A 20,324-nucleotide genomic window follows, 5' to 3' on the forward strand; every position below is an offset into this window, starting at 1 on the left:
GAAACGTCAACCCACCTCAGCCATGCGTCGTTCAATATCTTCGCCCAGAGCAATAAAATCCCCGAGTGTGTCCTTTGCACGGACATACTGAGCACCTCTAGCCTCCGCCCCGGAAAGTTCGAAGATCGCAGCATTAGCCTCTTGCGCCATCGGGACCAGGCTCGAGAGATTGCGCACAGTGCCGATTTGACCAACGGCGGCTGGCACTTTGAGCCCTGCGTTAGCCAATTTACCTGCCACGTCTCGTACGTAAGCGCCAGGAATTTCATTCAACCAGCGCTGGAATGCCGCAGTGGGAGCACTCCTGTAGCTCGCAAACTGTTGACTGATGTATCCAAGCGGTGCGGGTCTCCCGGCAGGCAGACCGCCAGGAAGTTGCAGATCAACACCCGTTCGCTTCGCTTGACTAACTGCTACTGTCCACTCGCCGACCCAGCTCGTAATCGCCCCGCCGACGCTAGGTAGCGCCGTCAGCGAGAACAAATCGGGTGACAATGGCACGACGAAACCATCAGAACTCAAAAGCACGGCACGGTTCAGGGCTCCGACGCTAGGTCCAACATCTATGAGCACCGTATCTGCGTTTACGGCTGACGCTGCAGACTCTATGACTCGCCAGAAGGCGGTGGTCTGCTGAAAACCCGCGTACCTACCGGCCAAGGTATCGGACCAACCGGTAGCCAAACTTTCTTCGTATTGACTAAGCAAAATGTGACCCGGGATGATCCAGGCGGTATCACGAATCTTTATCGGGTTCATAACCAAGGGTTCGCCCGTAGTTCGAATAACGGGTAGGAGCGCATGGTAGATCGTCTGTTCTGCTTCAATCTGCTCAAGATATGAGCTGGCCGATAGCGCAGTGCCAGTGAGATTTGCTTGTGGGTCTGCGTCGACGAACAATATTCGCCGGCCGGTACCAGCGAGAGCGATGCCGACATTGAATAGCAACGTCGTCTTTCCTACTCCGCCTTTGTGATTGAAGAACGTAATGACGGACACAGGAGACCTTTCGGGGACGGTTACCGCGAGCGTAGCGTGCAACCACAATTATTCGCGTGGCATGGCTCCCTACCTATGGGGATACTCGCGGCTCAATAAGAAGAAGGAACGATCCGCTACTCACAGTTGGGTTCCACCGGAGATTCCTGCATCATCAGGTCCAGTTTGCTCGACTTCATCGACGAGACGCGCAAGTCGCGAATACTCTTCATCCTGTAGATCTTCCTGCGCCCTCACAGCCTTACGGAGCTTGCTAACAAACTCGGCGGCCTGAACATCTTCATTTCGAAGTTTAGGAGAGTTCTTGGCAAACTCCATCAGAAATTTTGAACTAGGCGTCAGTGAGTCACCATCCCACAACGAGTACCGCGATGATCGACGGGCGAGAGCTGCAAGTAGAGCGCTGGGACTGGCCTCTAGATCTCCAGGAATGCCGGGTGTATACCCCTGCCGAAGGTTCGCGGAGATCGAACGCACGATTGTGAGAGTCTCCTCCAATAGTGCTCCAACGTCGGGCGGCTCAGGAGCTACCACGGGCTCTTCCTCATCGCCGATAAGCTCCAGCATCTTCTCGAGGTTCGGCCACCACTGTTCGAACGCGCGAACCAAGACTGATTCGTCCTTACGGTTTGGTGAAGCCGAATTTATTGAGCGTATGAGGACAAGTAGGCCGTCGTGGTCCGGTGACACCCCGTTGAACTGCCTGAGCGGATAGTCAAGTGAGCCGATAGGAAAATCGATAACGACCGGAACGACGCGTGTCCCGTCACCAAGTTTTTTCGCCAATGCACCAGACTCAAAATTCAGCCACGACGAGTTCTGATTGTCAGCCGTCACGCAAATTACACCGAAGTCAGTGCTGGCCAGCTCAGAATTGATTACCTGCAACCACTGCTGACCAGCCTCAATGCCGGTTTGCGAGATGAAGCACTCGACGTCCTGGATTACATCTGGAATCCAGGCGGACAACTCCTTCGCAAACTTGCCGCTCTTACTTCCCGACCAGCTGATGAAAACCTTCACGGCGTCAGCATATGGGCTGGTCGATACATTTAATGCTTGCAGCACATGACCAATGTTCAGAAACCAGGACCAAGGCGATCGGGGATCTAGTGGCCAAGTCAATGTTCATCATGGGCGCAAACACAGCCTCGGAGGCTTGGAGGACGATCCGATCACATCGGGCCGCTCCCTCGGAAAGGTTGGCTCAACTACTCCGGGGCCACCGATACAAGGTATTCCACATGGCTCTGGAGCAAGCGCAACAGCAGCTTTCGGCTTCGGCAACGATCGGATACGAGAGCCGCCCGCTCAATCTTTTCTACGGTATTACTCAAGCCGGTAGGGCGCTCTCTGCAGCGAGCAAAGACCTTGGATACAGGAACGCTCCGAATGAACGACAGCTGTGGCTCGGTACCCAACATGGCCTCCAGTTCCCGACCACTCTCGATTCTGCGCTTGGTCTCTTCAAGACATCCGTCACGATGCAGCCGAATGCGAAGGATTCTTTCTCGCGACTTTCATACGCACTCGGCTCGCCGCTGGACGCCGGGGATATCGAGTTTGGCGCTCTGATCGCACAACTGCCCGAGGTCAGTTACGAGTTCCGAAAGCTCGGACCCTGGCCTACGCAACTTTCGCCGATGTCGCTCAATTACCTAAGTTCCGAACCTCCTTACTTGATCGATAGCCTCGAAACCCCTGGGCTTAGGGATCCTGACAACGCATCTGAGGCTGAAATTCGAGATTGGATCGACCAGTACCCCGCTCTACGTCCCCTTGAAATACCTCTTACGGACGAGGGTCGAGTTATGAGGTCTCGTAGTTCCGGATACATCAGCCTACGAATTCCGGATGCATCCTTACTGACTTCACAGCCGAGTTCTCACCTGGTCGCCGCGAAGTTGTATCGCCGACACCAGATCCTCTTTCCGGCCAGTGGATCAAGCGACGAAGCCCTACACCCTTTACTGACTTGGTGGCTCGTGCTCTATTCGTTATCGATGCTCGCTCGTTACTCCCCCAGCGACTGGATGGAAGCACTGGACATCAAATCCAGTCCGATAGCGTCGATTCTGGAACACATCATGGACTCGGCGTTGGATTGCGTGCCTGACCTCATCAGTGAGGCCCTGGATCATCTCAACGAATGACGAATGGGAAACCGACCTCCGACGTTTGATTCAATTCGCATGTCCAACGCGGTGGATGCGTCAACCAATCACGTTGTAGGTATTCGCGTCCACGAAGGGCAAGCTGAGATCGACCCGCCGACCCGAGCTCTGCAGCATGCGCTCCACGAGTTCGCGCACCTCGTTGTCGGACAGCACCACGTTCGACAACTCCGCATCGACCCGCCGGCCCGAGCTCTGCAGCATGCGCTCCACGAGTTCGCGCACCTCGCTGACGGACAGCACCACGGTCGACAGTTCGGACACGCCGTTCCGGGCGACGAAGACCTTGTCGGGCGCGTTGATCCAGATCTCCTCGATGCCCGGATCGTCGAGCAAGGGCTGCAGCGCACCGAACCCCGTAAGCGAGGCCACGACCTCGCGAGCCGCGACCGCCTCGTCGGCCAACAACGGCGCGCTGCCGCCCAATGCTCGCTCCGAGTAACTGCGCACCTCGTCGTCGACGAACCGCCTCGCCAGCGTGTGTCGGAGGCCAGGTCGACGCCCTCGCGGCGCACCCGGTCGCGCACACGCTCGGTGATCACCTGCACGGCGTTCGTCACGGTCGATACTCCTGTCGCTCACCCCCGACCGACATGGTGCCCTGAAACGCCGAAACCCCGTGGAAGTTATCCACAGGGCTCCGGCGATCAGGCGAACGAGCTACGACCGAGTGAACTACTCGTACCGCAGCGACTCGATCGGATCCTGCCGCGCCGCTCGCAGCGCGGGGATCGTTCCGGCGAGGAACGCGATGCCCATCACCACGAGGATGATTACCGCGATCGAGGCGGGGTCGAACGCGATGAGCGTGAGCCCAGGTAGTGCCGACAACAGTCCGTTCGCCAGCACACCGTTCAGCGCCGTTCCCGCGAGGATCGCGCCGAGCGCTCCTATCGCGCTTCCGAGGAACCCGATGAACACAGCCTCGAGGCTGAACAGCCCGAACACCCGGCCGGCGCCCATGCCCATCGCCTTCATGAGCCCGATCTCGCGGGTGCGCTCCTGCACGCTCATCAGAAGGGTGTTCACGATGCCGAAGCCGGCCGCGATCAGGGCGATCACGGCGAAGCCGTTCAGCACCAGCACGATGGCGTCGATGACCGTCTTGAACGACCCGATCTGGTCCTCCACGGTCGTGGCGTCGTATCCGAGCTCCTTCAGATCGCTCTTGATCGTCGACACCTGCTCATCCGAAGACGAGGGGTCGAAGCGCAGGCTCACCGAGGCATAGCTGTCTTTGCTCGACGAGCTGAGGCCCACCGACTGCGCGTCATAAAGCGCCGTCGTCAGCGCGTCGTTCGCGGTGAGGCTCGACGATCCGAGCAGACCCGCCTCGGCGACGCCCGTGACGGTGGCGTCGATGGTGCTCGACGCGCCCGTCTGGTCGGTGACGCCGAACGTCACCGTCTTGCCCACGGCATCCGCATCGCTCGAGAAGCCGAGCGGCTCGACGTACGATACGGGCAGCGCGACCTCGAAGGTGTCGCTGTCACCCGAGGGCTCCGAGCCCGCGGCCAGATCGAGGCTCATGCCCGACACGAAGCCGCCGATCGCCGCCTGATACTGCGTGCCCCCGTCGTACGCCACGTAGTTCGGCCGGGCCGTCAGCACCGGATCGACCGATTCGACACCGGGAACGGCGCGGATGTCGTCGAGCTCCGCCGCCGTGATGGCCTCCACCGTCGACCCCGGCCTTCCGGTCGCGCTCTCGACGTTGGTGGTATCGGGCTCGTACTTCGCCGGCCCCGTCGACGTGTCCTCCGCGGTCTTCGTGACCGTCATCACGTCGTCTGAACCGATCGATGAGACCGTCGTGTCGATGTAGCGGTTGATTCCCGTTCCCACCCCGCTGGTCAGCGCCAGGGTGAAGGCGCCGATGAAGATGGCCAGCACCGTGAGGGTCGTGCGCGTCTTGCTGCGGAACGTGTTGCCGATCGCCGAACGGATCAGATCGAGGCCGCTCATGCGCTCACTCCGTTGCGGTCGACGATGAGGCCGTCGCGGATGAAGACGCTGCGGTCGGTCTTCGCCGCCAGGTCCTCATCATGGGTCACCACGATGAGCGTGATACCCGTGCGCCGGTTGAGGTCGAAGAGAATGTCTTCGACCACCGCGCCCGTGGCCGTGTCGAGGTTGCCTGTGGGCTCGTCGGCGAAGATCACGCGGGGCTCGTTCACCAGCGCGCGGGCGATGACCACGCGCTGCTTCTGGCCGCCCGAGAGGTCCGTTGCCTTGTTCTTCGCCTTGTCTGCGAGCTCGAGGCGTTCGAGCGCCTCCATTCCGCGCCGGCGCCTCTCGGAACCGCCGACCCCGGCGATGCGCAGCGGCAGCGTCACGTTGTCGAGCACCGAGGTGTTGGGGGTGAGAAAGAACTGCTGGAACACGAACCCGAACGTCTGGTTGCGTGTGCGGTTGAGGACTCGGCCGCCGAGGGCACCCGCGTCGCGTCCGCTCAGCTCGACAGCACCGGTCGACGGCTTGTCGAGCAGCGCGAGCAGGTGCATGAGCGTCGACTTGCCCGACCCGCTCTTGCCGACGATCGAGATGGACTCGCCCTCCTCGATGTCGAGCGACACCCCCTTCAGGGCGTCGAAGCGGGCTGCGCCTCGACCATAGGACTTCTTGACGTCTCGCGCCGCGAGAACCGGAACCGGCATGAAATGCTCCTGAGCTGTCTGCTCGTGCGATGTGCACGATCACTCCAGACTGGCCGCGAACCGGATGCCGGTCGTCACCCCGGCACGGCATCTTCGGCTACCACGAACGTGGGACGCGCCAGGCGCGGGGTGCTGCGAGACTGGACGACAGCGAGCAGACGCACGGAAGCAGAGAAGGAGGCGCGCCCATGAGATCGGGTTCTCGAGCGTTCCCCGTACCCTTCGAGTCGCCCCTGCCCCCGCGCCTGCGCTGGATCCCCTCTGCGCTCGCGATCATCGTCGTCTGCATTCCCGTCGTCGTCGCATCCCGCAGCGCAACGCCGCTCGCCGGCTCGACGACCGAGGTGCTGGCGACCTCCGCCGTGCTGGCGATCGTTCTGGTCGTCGCCCTCGTACTGCGCACGCGGTACCCCCGCAGCACGGCGGCGGTCGCGATCGTGGCAGCGTGCGCGGCGGTGCTGCTGTCGAGCCTGGAGCTGATCGGCCCCGGTCCCGTGGTCGCCGCGATCCTCACGGTGATGATCACCGTCTTCGGCGTCGGATCTCGCCAGGGACGTACCCCGGCCCTCATCGTGGCCGGTGGCGCATTCGTGGCGATCGGCAGCGTGCTGCTGCTCGCCCCTCCGCCCGAATCGCGCGGCATCGAATCGCTCGTGCTGCTCGTCGCTCTCATCGGTCTCGCCGCCACCGGGGGCGTGGCCCAGTACAACGGCCGCGCCTTCATCCAGGCCATCACCGAGCGGGCGCGACGAGCCGAGGAGACCCGCGAGTCCGAGGCCGAGAGGCGGGTGGCCGAGGAGCGGCTCGCCATCGCGCGCGACCTGCACGACGTGATGGCCCACCAGATCGCCGTGATCAACCTGCACGCCGCGTCGGCCTCGCAGGCGCTGCGCACGCGACCGGATGACGCGGAACGCTCCCTCACCACCGTGCGCGAGGCGGCTCGCACCGTGCTCGGCGAAATAGGCAGCCTCCTCACCGTGCTCCGCTCGGCCGACAGCACGCACTCGGCGACGCTCGCGCCCACGCCCGGCCTCTCCCACCTCCCCCAGCTGATCGACGAGTTCTCGAAGGCCGGCCTCACCGTGGAGCAGAGGACGGTCGGCACACCGGTCGAGCTCGACTCCCTGCGCGACATCGTGGCCCACCGCGTTCTGCAGGAGGGTCTGACGAACGCGCACAAGCACGGCGGCGACGGCACCGCCCTCGTTCAGCTCGACTACGGCACCGACGGCCTCGGCATCACGGTCACGAACGTGACGCGAACCCGACGCGACGACAGGATCGTCGTCGAGAGCGGGCACGGACTCGTCGGCGTGCGCGAGCGCGTGTCGTCTGTCGGCGGAAGCCTCGAGACGTCGTTCGGCCCGGGACCGGTGCACCGCTTCGTCGTGAATCTTCCGTTCGACGAACCCGCTCCGGGTGTGCGCGGCAGTGCGCACGCCTCCACCGACCCGAAGGGCCACGCATGATCTCCGTCGTACTCGCCGACGACCAGGCCCTGATCCGCACCGCCGTCAGCGAACTCGTCTCCCACGAAGAGGGCTTCACGGTCGTGGGAGAGGCGTCGAATGGTCGTGAGGCCGTGGATGTCGTTCGCGCGACCCGCCCCGACATCGTGCTCATGGACATCCGGATGCCCGTGATGGACGGGCTGCAGGCGACCGAGGCGATCTGCGCCGACCCCCTGCTCGCCGGCACCCGCATCGTGATCCTCACCACCTTCGAAGACGACGAATACGTGCTGCGCGCGCTGCAGGCCGGCGCGAGCGGGTTCCTCGGCAAGGGCACCGAGGCCGACGCGCTGATGTCGGCGATCCGCACCGTGCATGACGGCGAAGCGCTGCTCTCGCCCAAGGCCACGCGCGCGCTGATCGATCGGTACCTGTCTCCCTCCGAGCCCGCGGCACGGCCCGTGCCCGACGAGCTCGCCCTGCTGACCGAGCGCGAGCGGGAGATTTTGCTGCTCGTGGGCAGCGGCCTCTCGAACGGCGAGATCGCGGCCGGTCTCGTGATCTCTCCGCAGACCGCGAAGACGCACGTGAACCGCATGATGTCGAAGCTCGGTGCGCACGACAGGGCGCAGCTCGTGATCATCGCCTACGAGTCCGGCCTGCTCGTGCCCGGGAGAGCATGATCGAGCGCGTCGCCGGTACACTGTTTGTGTTCTGCGGGAGTGGTGGAATTGGTAGACACGCAGGATTTAGGTTCCTGTGCTTTCGAGCGTGAGGGTTCAAGTCCCTTCTCCCGCACTCCATGTCCTGTGTGTGCCGCGGGGGTACTCTTGATGCACACATACCCCTTGTCCGCCGCCGACCGGCCTAGACCTGACCCGCCGACGACTGGAGCCTCCACTTGACACACGCCGCACTCATTCCCTGGCTCGACCCGGAGACGCTCATCCAGAGCTTCGGGCCGTTCGCGCTCATCGGCGTGTGCCTGATCATCTTCGCCGAGACGGGCCTCCTCATCGGCTTCCTCTTTCCCGGCGACACCCTGCTGATCATCACCGGCGTTCTCGCCTTCAGCCCGGGTATCGGAGTCGACATCTGGTGGGTGTGTCTGGCCATCGGCTTCGCGGCCTTCGCGGGCGGTGAGGTGGGCTATCTCATAGGCCACAAGTTCGGGCCGAAGATCTTCGAACGCAAAGAATCCGGGCTGTTCAGCATCAAGAACGTCGAGAGAACGAACGCCTTCTTCACGAAGTACGGCGCCTTCGCGGTCATCCTCGCCCGCTTCGTTCCCATCGTTCGCACGTTCGCCCCCATCGCGGCCGGCATCGGGCACATGAACTACCGCAAGTACTCGCTCTACAACCTCATCGGCGCACTCGTCTGGGGTGCCGGCGTCACGTTCGCCGGCTACCTGATCGGCAACATCCCCCCTGTCAGGGACTTCGTCACCAGCTACATCGACATCATCCTGCTCGCCGCAGTCGCGGCGACGCTCATCCCCACGATCTGGCACTACGTGCAGTCGACGATGAAGGCTCGAAAGGCCAACGCTGCGGAGGCTGCCCAGCCCCACGCAGACCTGGCGCTCGATCCCGACGTCTTCGACCACAAGCCCGAGGCCTAGAAAGCACCACACCACCCTATGTACAGAACCAACTACGCGTCCTCGCTCACCCGCCAGGACGTGGGACTCGACGTCATGCTCTCCGGCTGGGTCGCCCGCATCCGCGACCACGGCGGCGTCGCCTTCATCGATCTGCGCGACTCCTCCGGAATCGCCCAGGTCACCTTCCGCGACGAGCTCGTGGACACGGCGGAGAGCCTGCGCGTCGAGTCCGTCGTCACCGTGAAGGGGATCGTTCGCGAACGTCCCGCCGGCAACGTCAACTCGGCCATCGCATCCGGAGAGGTGGAGATTCAGGCCACGAGCCTCGAGGTGCTCGCCGCCAGCGACGTGCTGCCCTTCCAGCTCGACGACGAACCGGGCGAGGAGACTCGCCTGGCCTACCGGTACCTCGACCTTCGTCGTGAGGAGGCCGCGTACCCCCTCAAGCTCCGGTCCAAGGTCTCGGCGGCCGTGCGCTCCGTGCTCGTCGATGAGGACTTCGTCGAGGTCGAGACGCCCACGCTCACCCACTCGACGCCCGAGGGCGCCCGAGACTTCCTCGTTCCCGCCCGCCTGAAGCCGGGCACCTTCTATGCGCTCCCGCAGAGCCCGCAGCTGTTCAAGCAGCTGCTCATGGTCGGCGGGTTCGAGAAGTACTTCCAGATCGCCCGTTGCTACCGCGACGAAGACTTCAGAGCCGACCGGCAGCCCGAGTTCACCCAGCTCGACGTGGAGATGAGTTTCGTCGATCAGGACGAGGTCATCGCGCTCGCCGAGAAGGTGCTGCGGGCCATGTGGCGCACGATCGATGTCGAGCTCCCCACTCCCCTGCCGCGCATGACCTATGCCGAGGCGATGCGTCGCTTCGGCTCCGACAAGCCCGACCTGCGATTCGGTCTCGAACTCGTCGAGTTCACCGACTACTTCGCCGGCAGCGACTTCGCCATCTTCCAGGCTCCCTACGTGGGCGCCGTCGTGATGCCCGGTGGCGCAGGCCAGGCTCGTCGCGCCCTCGACGCGTGGCAGGAATGGGCGAAGCAGCGCGGCGCCAAGGGCCTCGCCTACGTTCTCGTCGGCGAAGACGGAGAGCTCCGCGGCCCGGTCGCGAAGAACCTGTCAGAAGAGGAGCGCGCCGGCCTCGTCGCGCACGCCGGGGCTCAGCCGGGCGACTGCATCTTCTTCGCCGCGGGCGCCGTGAAGTCGTCCCGCGCCCTCCTCGGCGCACTCCGCGGCGAGATCGCTGCGCGCCAGGGCCTCATCGACCCGGACGCCTGGGCCTTCACCTGGGTGGTCGATGCCCCGCTCTTCGAGCCCGCGGGCGACGCGGTCGCGAGCGGAGACGTGGCCGTCGGCGGCGGCGCATGGACCGCAGTGCACCATGCGTTCACCTCCCCCAAGCCCGAGTTCATCGACACCTTCGACTCCGACCCCGAATCGGCCCTGTCGTACGCCTACGACATCGTCTGCAACGGCAACGAGATCGGCGGCGGAAGCATCCGGATCCACACCCGTGAGCTGCAGGAGCGCGTCTTCAAGATCATGGGCATCAGCCAGGAGGAGGCGCAGGAGAAGTTCGGCTTCCTGCTGCAGGCCTTCGCGTTCGGCGCGCCGCCGCACGGCGGATTCGCCATGGGCTTCGACCGCGTCGTGTCGCTGCTGGCGGCCACGGACTCGATCCGCGACGTGATCGCGTTCCCCAAGTCCGGCGGCGGCAACGACCCGCTCACCGGCGCTCCGGCAGAGCTCGAGGCCGTGCAGCAGGTCGAGCTGTATCGCACCCTCGGCGTTCAGGCGCTGCCCCAGAAGTAGTCCTCGGAAGCAGCCCTCAGAGGCAGCCCTCGTCACGAGGACGCCTGCGCCTACGGGTGCAGGTGCTCCTCGTGCCGGGCGTGCTCCGCCGGCTCGAGCTGGAACGTCGAGTGCTCGACGTCGAAGTGAGACGACAGGCACGACGACAGCTCGTCGAGCAGGCGGCCCGATCCCCCCGCCTCGAAGACCTGCTGGTCGACCACGACGTGAGCCGAGAAGATGTTCTTGCCCGTGGTCACCGCCCAGACGTGAACGTCGTGCACGTCGACCACGCCCTCGGCCTCGAGAATATGGTTGCGGATCTGCGCCACGTCGGTGTCGACCGGCGTCTGCTGCAGCAGAACCCGGATGACGTCGCTCAGCAGCGAGACGGCCCGCGGAATGATCATGGCCGCGATCACGAGCGATGCGATGGCGTCGGCGGGGGCGAAGCCCGTGGTCAGGATCACGATCGACGCGACGATGACCGTGACCGATCCGAGCAGGTCTCCGAAGACCTCGAGGTACGCGCCGCGCATGTTCAGCGACGTGGCCGCTCCGCCGCGCAGCAGCATCAGGGCTCCGAAGTTGGCGACGAGGCCGATCACCGCGACGACGAGCAGCGGCAGGGGCGGGATGTCCACCTCCTGCGGAGACATCAGGCGGGAGATGCCCTCGACGGCGACGAAGACCGCCACGCCGATCAGCAGCAGCCCGTTGAACAGGGCGGCGAAGACCTCGACCCGCTGAAAGCCGAAGCTGTGCTTCTCGGTGGCCGGTCGCGCTGAGATGACGGTCGCCACAAGCGCCACGATCAGTCCGATCAGATCGGATGCCATGTGCCCCGCGTCGGCGAACAGGGCGAGCGACCCCGTCGCAAGGGCTCCGACGACCTCGACGAGCAGCACGGTCGCGACGATCGCGATGGCCCAACCGAGCCGTGTGCGGTTCGTCGTCGCCGAAGCATGATTGTGCGATCCGTGCGAGTGCGCGTCTGTCTGAGCCATTGTTCCTCCAGCGTAGGCACCCGTGGCGCGATACGCCTAGCGCCGCCGCTAGTTAGGAATGACGCTCATTCTCAACACGGGAACCAGCTCACGGAAGGCCCGGCTCCTGTGGCTGTCGGCGTTCTTCTGCTCGGCCGTCAGCTCTGCTGCCGAGACCTCCGACCCCTCGGGCATGAACACGGGGTCGTAACCGAAACCGTTCTCGCCGCGCGGCGCATCCAGAATTCTGCCGCGCCATTCGCCCACCGCGAGATGCTCGCTCGCCGGGCGACCCGACTGCTCGGGCACGACCACGGCGATGGTGCACGCGTACCAGCCCGTGCGGTGCGGATCGCGGATGTCGGCGAGCTGGTCGAGCAGCAGGTCGAGGTTCGCCTGGGCACCGCGGCCGTGGCCGGCCCAGCGCGCGGAGAAGATTCCGGGGGCGCCGCCCAACACGTCGACGCAGACGCCCGAGTCGTCTGCGAGGGCGGGCAGACCGGTGTGGGCCGCTGCGGCACGCGCCTTGAGCAGGGCGTTGTCGGCGAACGACACACCGTCCTCAACGGGCTCGGGTCCGTCGTAGGCGACGATCTCGAGTTCGGGGATCTCGGCCGCCAGGATCTTCTGGAATTCCTCGACCTTGTGCGCGTTGTGCGTCGCCAGAACGACCCGGATGCTCATTCGCCCGACCCGAGGACCGTCGCCTGGATCTGGGCCAGCTCCGCCGTGCCCGCAAGGGCGAGGTCGAGCAGGGCGTCGAGCTCGGAGCGGTCGAACGGAGCGCCCTCTGCCGTGCCCTGGACCTCGACGAACAGCCCACGACCGGTGACGACCACGTTCATGTCGGTCTCGGCGCGCACGTCTTCGATATAGGCGAGGTCGAGCATGGGGGCGCCGTCGATGATGCCCACCGAGACCGCCGACAGGCTGTCAATCAGGGGCTGCGACTTCTGGCCGATGAACTTCTTGGTGCGCGCCCACTCGATGGCGTCGGCCAGGGCGACGTAGGCGCCCGTGATCGCTGCCGTGCGCGTGCCGCCGTCGGCCTGCAGCACGTCGCAGTCGATCACGATCGTGTTCTCGCCCAGAGCCTTCATGTCGACGACCGCACGCAGGCTGCGGCCGATCAGTCGCGAGATCTCGTGCGTGCGTCCGCCGATCTTGCCCTTGACGGCCTCGCGGTCCATGCGGTCGTTCGTGGAGCGGGGAAGCATCGAGTACTCGGCCGTGACCCAGCCCTGGCCCTTGCCCTGCTTCCAACGGGGAACGCCGTTGGTGAACGAGGCGGTGCAGAGCACCCGGGTCTTTCCGAAGGAGATCAGCGCCGAGCCCTCGGCCTGGTCGCTCCATCCGCGCTCGATCGTGATGGGGCGCAACTGCTGTGGGGTGCGGCCGTCTTTGCGGGTGTCGTTCGACATGGGTTCTCCTGGTGGTTCAGCGGGCGGGGGGAAGTGTGATGACGCCGGTCTCGACCAGCTCGACGCTCGACACCTGTCGGCCGAGCATCAGATCGGCGAGGCGCATGAATTCGTCGGCGCTGTCTCCTGTGGCCTCGTATCTGTGCACGGCGGGCGCGGCTGAGGTGCGCTCGATGCCGCGACTCACGAGCTCGCGGTAGACGTCGTTGGCCGTCTCGGTGTCGCTGGAGACAAGCCGGACACCATCGCCCATGACGTAGGAGATGGCGCCTTTGAGGAAGGGATAGTGGGTGCACCCGAGCACCAGGGTGTCGATGTCGTGCTCCCGAAGAGGGGCCAGGTACTGCTCGGCGACGGCGAAGAGTTCACGGCTCGTCGTGTCGCCGGATTCCACGAACTCGACGAAGCGGGGGCACGCCTGGGTGAACAGCTCGAGGTGCGGAGCGGCGGCGAACGCGTCGTTGTACGCCCTCGACCGGATCGTGCCCTCGGTGCCGATCACGCCGACCCTGAGGTTCTTCGTCGACGACACGGCAGCACGGACGGCGGGCTGGATGACCTCGACGACGGGAACGGAGTACCTCTCCCTGGCATCACGCAGCATGGCGGCGGATGCCGTATTGCAGGCGATGACGAGCATCTTGACGCCCTGGTCGACCAGGGTGTCGAGGGCCTCGAGCGCGAACTCCCGCACCTCGGCGAGGGGACGGGGACCGTACGGCGATCGGGCGGTGTCTCCGATGTAGGTGATGGACTCCCTGGGCAGCTGATCGCGGATGGATCGAGCCACGGACAATCCGCCGACACCGGAATCGAAGACTCCGATCGGCGCATCACTCACCCGTCAAGACTACTGCGCGCACGAGCCGCGGATATGCTTGCCCGGTGACCGCCGCATCCTCGCTTCTCACCGACCGCTACGAACTCACTATGCTCGATGCGGCCATTCAGGCCGGCACCCATGAGCGCGAGTGCGTCTTCGAGGCCTTCGCGCGTCGCCTGCCGCAGGGCCGGCGCTACGGCATCGTGGCAGGCACCGGGCGCCTCCTCGAGCTCATCGAGGCCTTCCGTTTCGGCGATGCCGAACTCACCTGGCTCGCGGAGCAGGGCATCGTACGCACGGCGGCACTCGACTGGCTCGCCGACTACCGTTTTCGCGGCACCATCTCGGGATACCGCGAGGGCGAGGTCTACTTCCCGAACTCCCCCATTCTCGTCGTCGACTCCACGTTCGCCGAGGGAGTGATCCTCGAGACCTTGATTCTGAGCGTGCTCAACTACGACTCGTCCGTGGCGAGTGCGGCGTCGCGCATGGTATCGGCCGCGGCCGGTCGTCCCCTGGCAGAGATGGGATCGCGGCGCACGGGCGAGAGATCGGCAGTCGCCGCCGCGCGCGCCGCCTACATCGCGGGCTTCGGTGCGACATCGAACCTGGAGGCCGGCCGCAGCTGGGGCATCCCGACGATGGGCACGGCGGCCCACGCGTTCACCCTCCTGCACGACAGCGAGGAGGCCGCCTTCCAGGCGCAGGTCGACGCGCTCGGCCCATCGACCACGCTCCTGGTCGACACGTTCGACGTGCAGCGCGGCGTCGAGCTCGCCGTCAAGGTCGCCGGAGATCGCCTCGGGGCGGTCCGACTCGACTCCGGAGATCTTCCCTCGCTCGTCAAGGCCGTGCGCGAACAGCTCGACTCGCTCGGCAACCCCGACACGAAGATCACGGTCACCAACGACCTCGACGAGTACACGATCGCCGCGCTGTCCGCCTCACCGGTCGACTCGTACGGGGTCGGAACCTCGGTCGTGACCGGTTCGGGCTCCCCCGCGGCCGGCATGGTCTACAAGCTCGTCGCGCACACCGATGCCGCGGGCGAGTGGGTCTCCGTCGCCAAGAAGTCGGCCGAGAAGGCCACGATCGGGGGGCGCAAGAACCCGGTTCGTCGAATCAACTCATCCGGGCGCGCGACGACCGAAGCGATCCATGTCGGAGAGGCCACACGGCCGGAGGCATCCGATCGCGAGCTGCTCGTGACCCTGATCGACAACGGAGTCGTGAACGAGCAATTCACCGGGCCCGGCGGCGTCGAGCGCGCCCGCGCACACAGGGCGGATGCGATCGCCGAGCTCCCCGACCAGGCGTTCCGTCTGGGCCGCGGCGAGCCGGTGATCCCGACGCTGTACGTGTGACCGGAATGGCCGGGATCACTCCGGCTTCAGTCCCTCGTAGATGCGCTTGCAGTCAGGGCACACCGGAAACTTCTCGGGGTCGCGGCCCGGCAGCCACTTCTTGCCGCAGAGAGCCTTGACGGGCTTGCCGGTCATCGCCGATTCGAGAATCTGCTCCTTCTTGACGTAGTGCGAGAAGCGCTCGTGATCGCCGGGCTCGATGGCCTCCTGCTCGAGCAGCTCTTCGAGTTCACGATCGAGGGTCGAGGTTCCACCGCCCTCGCTGGGACCGCCGGGCTCGGCAATGCTGGCTGACGGACGGGCTGACGAAACGTGACTCATGCGTCCAGTCTAATTTCTCCGGATGCCGGTGAGGCCGCGATGGTGCCGATTCAGCAGGGCCGCAGACGCGCGACATCCTCACTGAGCGAAGCGGGTCCTCCGATGAGCACGACCTTGTTGATGTGGGATCCTCGTATGAGGTCGAGTGTCTGTTGAGGAACACACGTCGGCTCAGAGAGGTAGACCCGCGCGTTCTGACTCGCCGCGAGGGTTGTCGCGGACATGGCGTCGGGATAGTTCCGTGCACTCACGAGATAGGCGGTCTGCTGCCACTCCACGAAAGGGTACTGGCCTTGGCCGCCGCCGTTGAGGGCTCGATTCACCGCGAAGCGATCTGCGCCACCGTAGCGTCCGGCCCCTCCCCATTTGGTGAAGTAGCCGAGCTGGTCGACAAAGTCGTCGCTGATGACCGCCGGGCCGCCGACTGCGGTCAGTAGTTCGAGGTCGGCGCCGAAGAGGAACGATCGGGTGACGTCATCGATCCGGTCACCGCCCGTGTTGATAAGGACCACGGGGGCGTCGATCCTCGCTGCCACCGCGCCTGCCGACAGGGCGTCCGAGAAGTTCGAGCCGGTGGCCACGAGCATCGTGCGCGACGGCACCCGGCTGCCGAACACTTCTGTCGAAACGGCGCGAGACACCTCGAATCGGTCAGCACCACCGATTCGGCTCACCGACGGGGAGTAGGCCTTCAGCTGCGCGAGCACTTGGTCGGACACGGACGCCGGACCGCCCACAACGACGATGCGCTGGGGTTGGAGTCTCCGCAGCTCGCCGTCGAGCACCGCCGGAATCGAAGACGGGGCGGTGAGCAGCAGCGGCCCGCCCTCATGGGCAGCCGCGGGTCCCGCGCTCAACGCGTCTGGCCAATTCAACCCATTCGTGATGTAGACGACGGGAACGCCGGCGGAGAAGGCCGCCTCCGAAGCCATGACCGCATTGTCGAAACGGTCAGCGCCCGCGATCCTCTCGGTCGTGGTCGACCACGGCGGCAGCTCGACGTCGATGTTGTCTACTATCTCGCCCCCAACGACCTCGACCACCGTTCCGTCGCCGAAGAGCCGGTCGGCGTAGGCCGGAATCACATAGCCCGCATTGACCGGCTGCTGGCCGCCACGGATCACGAATTCCCCCGGTGGCACAGTGATCGAGTAGGTGCCAGACGCGTCCGTCTCGCCGGTTCCCGCGAGCTCGTAGCTTCCATCGATCGGGTCATAGAGGAATGCCGCAGCCGAACCTCCCGCCACCGTGCCTCCGCCTGACGCGGTCACATGACCGGACAGCACTCCGGCCTGTACAAGATTGATGGTTATGCTCACGTCGTGATCCGTGATCTCTACAGGCTGGGAGCGCGAGCGGTAGGAAGTGTCGCCGTACCAGGCACCCGCCATGGGTGTCCCGATGTCGGAGAACCGTGCCGCGCCGGCTTTAACGAGGTAGCGTCCCACGGGAAGATCGCGCACGACTTCAGTATTGGACTCGTTCACTAAGACCCCGTCCATTGTGTAAACCTGGACCCAAATCCACGTCGGGGGTTCGCTGGCCTCATCGGGCAACGGCGGAATATCGAGGTGAACATCGACAGAGAGCCTGAACGACAGGGGGAACGCATCGGCCTGCACGGGTGGAGCAATACCGCCGACCAATCCGAGCATGATCGTCACGCCAACCGTCAGGCCCGCCATCCGTTTGAACACTGATTCGCCCGCTTCCCCCGGATCATCACGACCCTAGGGAATACTATCGGGGCTAATCAGCCACTTCGTGTCGGATAGGCGAAAGATCAGTTGCGCAGCGCTGCGGCCAGGATGTCGGGACCGCGTCGATCGAAGATCGCCCCGCCAATGACAGTGCCGGCGATGAGCACGACGAAACCGGCGCCCGCGCCCCACCACAGCGAAGGCCAGAACGCCGACTCGTCGCCGAGAAGGCCGAGGATGGCGTAGTAGACGGAGGGAGCCGCAAACAGTGTGGTGAGCAGAACGAACGCGATCTGCACCACGAATCCGGTTCCGCCGCCGACCTGCGGCTGCGAGAACGGCCCGTCGCCCGGTCGCACGGCCGGATAGGGGAAGACTGCGGAGAGGAGGTTTCCGACACCGAGCCCGGCCAGGAGCAGCACCGTGCTGACGCCCAGAAGCGCCGGCAGCGCCTCGAAATCGTCTGCGAAGAAGGCTGCCGCCACCGACCCCACGGCAATGAGGGGCACGCCCATCGCAAGAACTGGCACGACGCGCCCGAGCCGGTCGGCGAAACCGACACGACTTGCAGACACGTGCAGCCAGATCGCCGAATTGTCGAGCGCCACATCGTTATGCACCGAGAAGGCCAGGGTGGCGCAGAGCGCCGGCACGGTGAGGAGTACAAGATAGGTGAGCGGGATGCCGGCAATGACGAACGCGAGGAAGACGACCACGAGGAACCCGAAGACTCCGATGACGGGCACCGGATACCGGGCGTCACGTGCCCAGTATGTGAAGCTGCGAGCGGCGACGGCGCCCGACCGGGTGGACGGCGTGCGGGCGAACCAGCCGAGGTTCGCGTGTTCGCGTTCGGGCACGGATCGTTGAGCCGTGACGAGAACTCGCGCGACGAGAGCACGCCACGACAGCCACAGCAGAGCGAGGAATGCGAGCGAGATCAGCAGTTTGATCGTCACCTCGCCGCCGGAGACGCCCGTCGCGACGTCGGCCGGCAGAGCCCATGCGGCGCCCAAGGGACTCCAGCTGAGGGCATCTGCAGCGGCGCCGACGAGACCCGAGCCGTCTCGACCCCAGTTGACGCTGAACCAGAGCACCACGGCGGGAGAGGCGAGAACGATCAGGAGAACAGTGATGAGGCCGGCGGTCTCGCGCGACCGGCGAGTGGAGAGACCCACGGCGGCGATGAGGGCGGCCACGCGCGAAGCGAGCACGATGGTCGCAACCGCGATCAGTGCGGCCAGAACGGCGAGAAGCGTGGTGGCGGCGTTCTCAGACCAGACCGGCACGGTGAAGACGGCTGCCACGAGTGTGAGAACAACGGGCACGCTGACCGCGCCGGCGATGGCCAGCCCCCTGGCCAGGGTCGCAGCGGGGATGCCGAACAGCGCGAATCTGCGGGGGTCGAGCGGGTCGGGAACCGACGACACGAGGGGCACGACGATGAAGGCCAGAACGACGACCGAGCCGCCCAGGATCACCGCGGTGCGGGCCTCATCGGAGCCCGCGTCGAGCGAGGAGAGCGCGATCACGCACGCGACCGTCAGCGCAAGACCCACCAGGGTCGCGACGACGATGCCTGCGTTCTGCTTGGCGGTGCGGTTGAAGGTGTTGGCGAGAAGCGCGAACTTCAGTTTGAGGAATTCAGCAACCATTCCATGCCTTCCGCTGCCTTGCGCCCACCGGCGAGCTCGACGAAGCGGTCTTCCAAGGTGCCGTCGCGCCTGACCTCATCGACCGTTCCCTGCGCGAGAACCTGTCCCTGCACGATGATGGCGACGCCGTCGCACACCCGCTGGATCATGTCCATGCTGTGGCTCGACAGAACAACCGTTCCGCCCGTCTCCACATACTTCTGCAGGATCTCGATGACGTTCGCCGCCGACACCGGGTCGACCGATTCGAAGGGCTCGTCGAGCACGAGGATGCGAGGCGAGTGGATCATGGCCGCAGCCAGAGCGATCTTCTTCGTCATGCCGGCCGAATAGTCGGTGACCAGGCGCCCGAGTGCGTCTTCGAGGCCGAAGGCCGCCGCAAGGTCGTCGCTGCGCTCCCTGACGGTCTTGTTGTCGAGGCCGCGAAGAGTGCCGGCGTAGTAGAGCATCTGACGCCCGGTCAGGCGATCGAACAGGCGGAGACGGTCGGGAAGGACACCGATGATCTTCTTGGCCTCGGCGGGATTCGCCCAGACGTCGAGGCCGTTGATCGAGATGGTTCCCGAATCGGGTCGCAGGAGTCCGGTGACCATCGAGAGCGTCGTCGTCTTGCCCGCCCCGTTCGGGCCCACGATTCCGTAGAACGAGCCCTGTCGCACCTCGAGGTCGATTCCGTCGACGGCGATCGTGCTGCCGAACTTCTTGATCAGTCGCTCGATCGAGAGCACGACGGGCTGCTGTGCGCGGAATGCGGCACGCTCGGCGGCCTCGGCCTCGGCGAGTGCTGCGGCCTTCTTCTGCGCCGCAGTCATCCTCACGGGTTTGGGTGTCGTCTTCTTCGCGGGTGCGCTGACGGGAGTCGCTGACGGATCGAGCACGATCGGAGCGTCGGATGCCGACGGTGCGGCTTTCGAGCGGGGCGCTGCGGGCTTGCGCGGCGCACGCGGGGCGGAAGGCACGCGAGCCGAGCCGGACGCGGCCTTCGTGGCAGCGGCGCTTCGCGCACGGGGAGATCGCGGAGAAGCCGGACGCGGCTTGGTGCCGGCGTCATCGGGAGAGGCGGACACGTCGAGAGAGGCGGCCTCGTCAGAAGAAGCGCCATCGACACCGGTCGGCTCGGACGCGCTGCCCGGACCGGTCGTCTGCGCGTCGTCGGCCACGTCGCTGTCGGCCACATCGGTCGGAGACTGGGGTGTCACGTCGTCCTCTTCGCTGGTTGCGCCGATCGCGTCGACGCCGGGGTCGGCGGGCTTCACCGGTCGGACTGGATTGCGCGGCTTCGCCGTGCGTGACGGGCGAACCGTCGTGGTGGATTTTGCCGCACCTGCCGAACGAGGCTTGGATGTTCGAGCGGATGAAGGCTTTCGTGCTGATGT

19 protein-coding genes and 1 tRNA gene are annotated in these 20,324 nt (G+C 65.2%); 7 read left to right on the top strand and 13 right to left on the bottom strand.

Annotated elements, in window-relative coordinates; all coding sequences use genetic code 11:
• Positions 1-6 precede the first annotated feature (6 nt).
• Entirely contained in the window at positions 7-999 is a 993-nt protein-coding gene (locus ASF51_RS18735; RefSeq protein ID WP_162236949.1) for a ParA family protein, read from the bottom strand.
• Positions 1,000-1,119: 120 nt separating this feature from the next.
• Positions 1,120-2,022, bottom strand: coding sequence for a toll/interleukin-1 receptor domain-containing protein (locus tag ASF51_RS18740; RefSeq protein ID WP_162236950.1), 903 nt, complete (start codon positions 2,020-2,022; stop codon positions 1,120-1,122).
• Positions 2,023-2,243: 221 nt separating this feature from the next.
• Between ASF51_RS18740 and ASF51_RS19090 the strand changes: the two genes are divergently transcribed.
• Positions 2,244-3,152: a YaaC family protein gene (locus ASF51_RS19090; RefSeq protein ID WP_162236951.1), complete on the top strand. Its 909-nt coding sequence runs from the start codon at positions 2,244-2,246 to the stop codon at positions 3,150-3,152.
• A 60-nt stretch (positions 3,153-3,212) separates the two neighbouring features.
• Here the strand turns inward: ASF51_RS19090 and ASF51_RS11745 are convergent, their stop codons facing one another.
• The 3 genes from ASF51_RS11745 to ASF51_RS11755 form a co-directional block, all read right to left on the bottom strand.
• Positions 3,213-3,599, bottom strand: a complete 387-nt coding sequence (locus tag ASF51_RS11745) for a hypothetical protein (protein WP_157412115.1) — start codon at positions 3,597-3,599, stop codon at positions 3,213-3,215.
• Between the two features lie 249 nt (positions 3,600-3,848).
• Positions 3,849-5,138 (bottom strand): ABC transporter permease, encoded by a 1,290-nt coding sequence (locus ASF51_RS11750; protein WP_055929635.1) that lies wholly within the window; start codon positions 5,136-5,138, stop codon positions 3,849-3,851.
• Positions 5,135-5,830, bottom strand: a complete 696-nt coding sequence (locus ASF51_RS11755; RefSeq protein WP_055929638.1) for an ABC transporter ATP-binding protein — start codon at positions 5,828-5,830, stop codon at positions 5,135-5,137. Before ASF51_RS11755 ends, ASF51_RS11750 begins: the two co-directional genes overlap by 4 nt.
• A 188-nt stretch (positions 5,831-6,018) precedes the next feature.
• Between ASF51_RS11755 and ASF51_RS11760 the strand changes: the two genes are divergently transcribed.
• The 5 genes from ASF51_RS11760 to aspS all read left to right on the top strand — a co-directional run bounded on the left by ASF51_RS11760 (position 6,019) and on the right by aspS (position 10,699).
• Positions 6,019-7,302 carry a sensor histidine kinase gene (locus tag ASF51_RS11760; RefSeq protein WP_055929642.1) on the top strand — a complete coding sequence of 428 codons (1,284 nt, stop codon included), beginning with the start codon at positions 6,019-6,021 and terminating at the stop codon, positions 7,300-7,302.
• Entirely contained in the window at positions 7,299-7,967 is a 669-nt protein-coding gene (locus ASF51_RS11765) for a response regulator transcription factor (RefSeq protein ID WP_055929645.1), read from the top strand. The genes ASF51_RS11760 and ASF51_RS11765 overlap by 4 nt, the downstream gene beginning before the upstream one ends.
• Before the next feature lie 33 nt (positions 7,968-8,000).
• A tRNA-Leu gene (locus tag ASF51_RS11770) sits at positions 8,001-8,082 on the top strand.
• Positions 8,083-8,185: 103 nt separating this feature from the next.
• A complete protein-coding gene (locus tag ASF51_RS11775; protein ID WP_055929648.1) occupies positions 8,186-8,908 on the top strand; it encodes a DedA family protein in 723 nt (240 codons plus the stop codon).
• An 18-nt stretch (positions 8,909-8,926) separates the two neighbouring features.
• A complete protein-coding gene (gene aspS, locus ASF51_RS11780; RefSeq protein WP_055929650.1) occupies positions 8,927-10,699 on the top strand; it encodes an aspartate--tRNA ligase in 1,773 nt (590 codons plus the stop codon).
• A 50-nt stretch (positions 10,700-10,749) separates the two neighbouring features.
• Here the strand turns inward: aspS and ASF51_RS11785 are convergent, their stop codons facing one another.
• The 4 genes from ASF51_RS11785 to murI are packed head-to-tail and all read right to left on the bottom strand — an operon-like array spanning position 10,750 to position 13,926.
• On the bottom strand, positions 10,750-11,685 hold the full coding sequence (locus ASF51_RS11785) for a cation diffusion facilitator family transporter (protein WP_055929654.1): 936 nt from the start codon (positions 11,683-11,685) through the stop codon (positions 10,750-10,752).
• A gap of 48 nt (positions 11,686-11,733) precedes the next feature.
• The gene (gene rdgB, locus ASF51_RS11790) at positions 11,734-12,348 is read right to left on the bottom strand and encodes an RdgB/HAM1 family non-canonical purine NTP pyrophosphatase (protein WP_055929657.1); all 615 of its coding nucleotides are present in this window, start codon (positions 12,346-12,348) and stop codon (positions 11,734-11,736) included.
• Positions 12,345-13,085, bottom strand: coding sequence for a ribonuclease PH (gene rph, locus ASF51_RS11795; protein WP_055929659.1), 741 nt, complete (start codon positions 13,083-13,085; stop codon positions 12,345-12,347). The genes rdgB and rph overlap by 4 nt, the downstream gene beginning before the upstream one ends.
• Before the next feature lie 16 nt (positions 13,086-13,101).
• Positions 13,102-13,926: a glutamate racemase gene (murI, locus tag ASF51_RS11800; RefSeq protein WP_055929662.1), complete on the bottom strand. Its 825-nt coding sequence runs from the start codon at positions 13,924-13,926 to the stop codon at positions 13,102-13,104.
• A gap of 44 nt (positions 13,927-13,970) precedes the next feature.
• Here murI and ASF51_RS11805 point away from each other — a divergent pair, with 44 nt between their 5' ends.
• Positions 13,971-15,272, top strand: a complete 1,302-nt coding sequence (locus tag ASF51_RS11805) for a nicotinate phosphoribosyltransferase (RefSeq protein ID WP_082479764.1) — start codon at positions 13,971-13,973, stop codon at positions 15,270-15,272.
• 15 nt (positions 15,273-15,287) lie between these two features.
• Here ASF51_RS11805 and ASF51_RS11810 read toward each other — a convergent pair whose 3' ends face one another.
• The 4 genes from ASF51_RS11810 to ASF51_RS18745 form a co-directional block, all read right to left on the bottom strand.
• Positions 15,288-15,593: a DUF3039 domain-containing protein gene (locus ASF51_RS11810; RefSeq protein ID WP_055929664.1), complete on the bottom strand. Its 306-nt coding sequence runs from the start codon at positions 15,591-15,593 to the stop codon at positions 15,288-15,290.
• Between the two features lie 50 nt (positions 15,594-15,643).
• Positions 15,644-17,278 carry a cell wall-binding repeat-containing protein gene (locus ASF51_RS11815; RefSeq protein ID WP_082479765.1) on the bottom strand — a complete coding sequence of 545 codons (1,635 nt, stop codon included), beginning with the start codon at positions 17,276-17,278 and terminating at the stop codon, positions 15,644-15,646.
• Positions 17,279-17,376: 98 nt separating this feature from the next.
• Positions 17,377-18,948, bottom strand: a complete 1,572-nt coding sequence (locus ASF51_RS11820; protein WP_055929669.1) for a hypothetical protein — start codon at positions 18,946-18,948, stop codon at positions 17,377-17,379.
• Positions 18,924-20,204: an ABC transporter ATP-binding protein gene (locus ASF51_RS18745; protein ID WP_235497220.1), complete on the bottom strand. Its 1,281-nt coding sequence runs from the start codon at positions 20,202-20,204 to the stop codon at positions 18,924-18,926. Before ASF51_RS18745 ends, ASF51_RS11820 begins: the two co-directional genes overlap by 25 nt.
• Between the last annotated feature and the right edge of the window lie 120 nt (positions 20,205-20,324).

It is taken from the genome of Agreia sp. Leaf283 (assembly GCF_001422485.1).
Lineage (GTDB): Bacteria > Actinomycetota > Actinomycetes > Actinomycetales > Microbacteriaceae > Agreia.

Excerpts from the sequence above, each read along its gene's own strand:
- ASF51_RS19090 (WP_162236951.1), top strand. The coding sequence starts at position 2,244 with ATGGCTCTGGAGCAAGCGCAACAGCAGCTTTCGGCTTCGGCAACGATC.
- ASF51_RS11750 (WP_055929635.1), bottom strand. The coding sequence starts at position 5,138 with ATGAGCGGCCTCGATCTGATCCGTTCGGCGATCGGCAACACGTTCCGC.
- ASF51_RS11755 (WP_055929638.1), bottom strand. The coding sequence starts at position 5,830 with ATGCCGGTTCCGGTTCTCGCGGCGCGAGACGTCAAGAAGTCCTATGGT.
- ASF51_RS11760 (WP_055929642.1), top strand. The coding sequence starts at position 6,019 with ATGAGATCGGGTTCTCGAGCGTTCCCCGTACCCTTCGAGTCGCCCCTG.
- ASF51_RS11765 (WP_055929645.1), top strand. The coding sequence starts at position 7,299 with ATGATCTCCGTCGTACTCGCCGACGACCAGGCCCTGATCCGCACCGCC.
- aspS (WP_055929650.1), top strand. The coding sequence starts at position 8,927 with ATGTACAGAACCAACTACGCGTCCTCGCTCACCCGCCAGGACGTGGGA.
- ASF51_RS11785 (WP_055929654.1), bottom strand. The coding sequence starts at position 11,685 with ATGGCTCAGACAGACGCGCACTCGCACGGATCGCACAATCATGCTTCG.
- rdgB (WP_055929657.1), bottom strand. The coding sequence starts at position 12,348 with ATGAGCATCCGGGTCGTTCTGGCGACGCACAACGCGCACAAGGTCGAG.
- rph (WP_055929659.1), bottom strand. The coding sequence starts at position 13,085 with ATGTCGAACGACACCCGCAAAGACGGCCGCACCCCACAGCAGTTGCGC.
- ASF51_RS11810 (WP_055929664.1), bottom strand. The coding sequence starts at position 15,593 with ATGAGTCACGTTTCGTCAGCCCGTCCGTCAGCCAGCATTGCCGAGCCC.
- ASF51_RS11815 (WP_082479765.1), bottom strand. The coding sequence starts at position 17,278 with ATGGCGGGCCTGACGGTTGGCGTGACGATCATGCTCGGATTGGTCGGC.
- ASF51_RS11820 (WP_055929669.1), bottom strand. The coding sequence starts at position 18,948 with ATGGTTGCTGAATTCCTCAAACTGAAGTTCGCGCTTCTCGCCAACACC.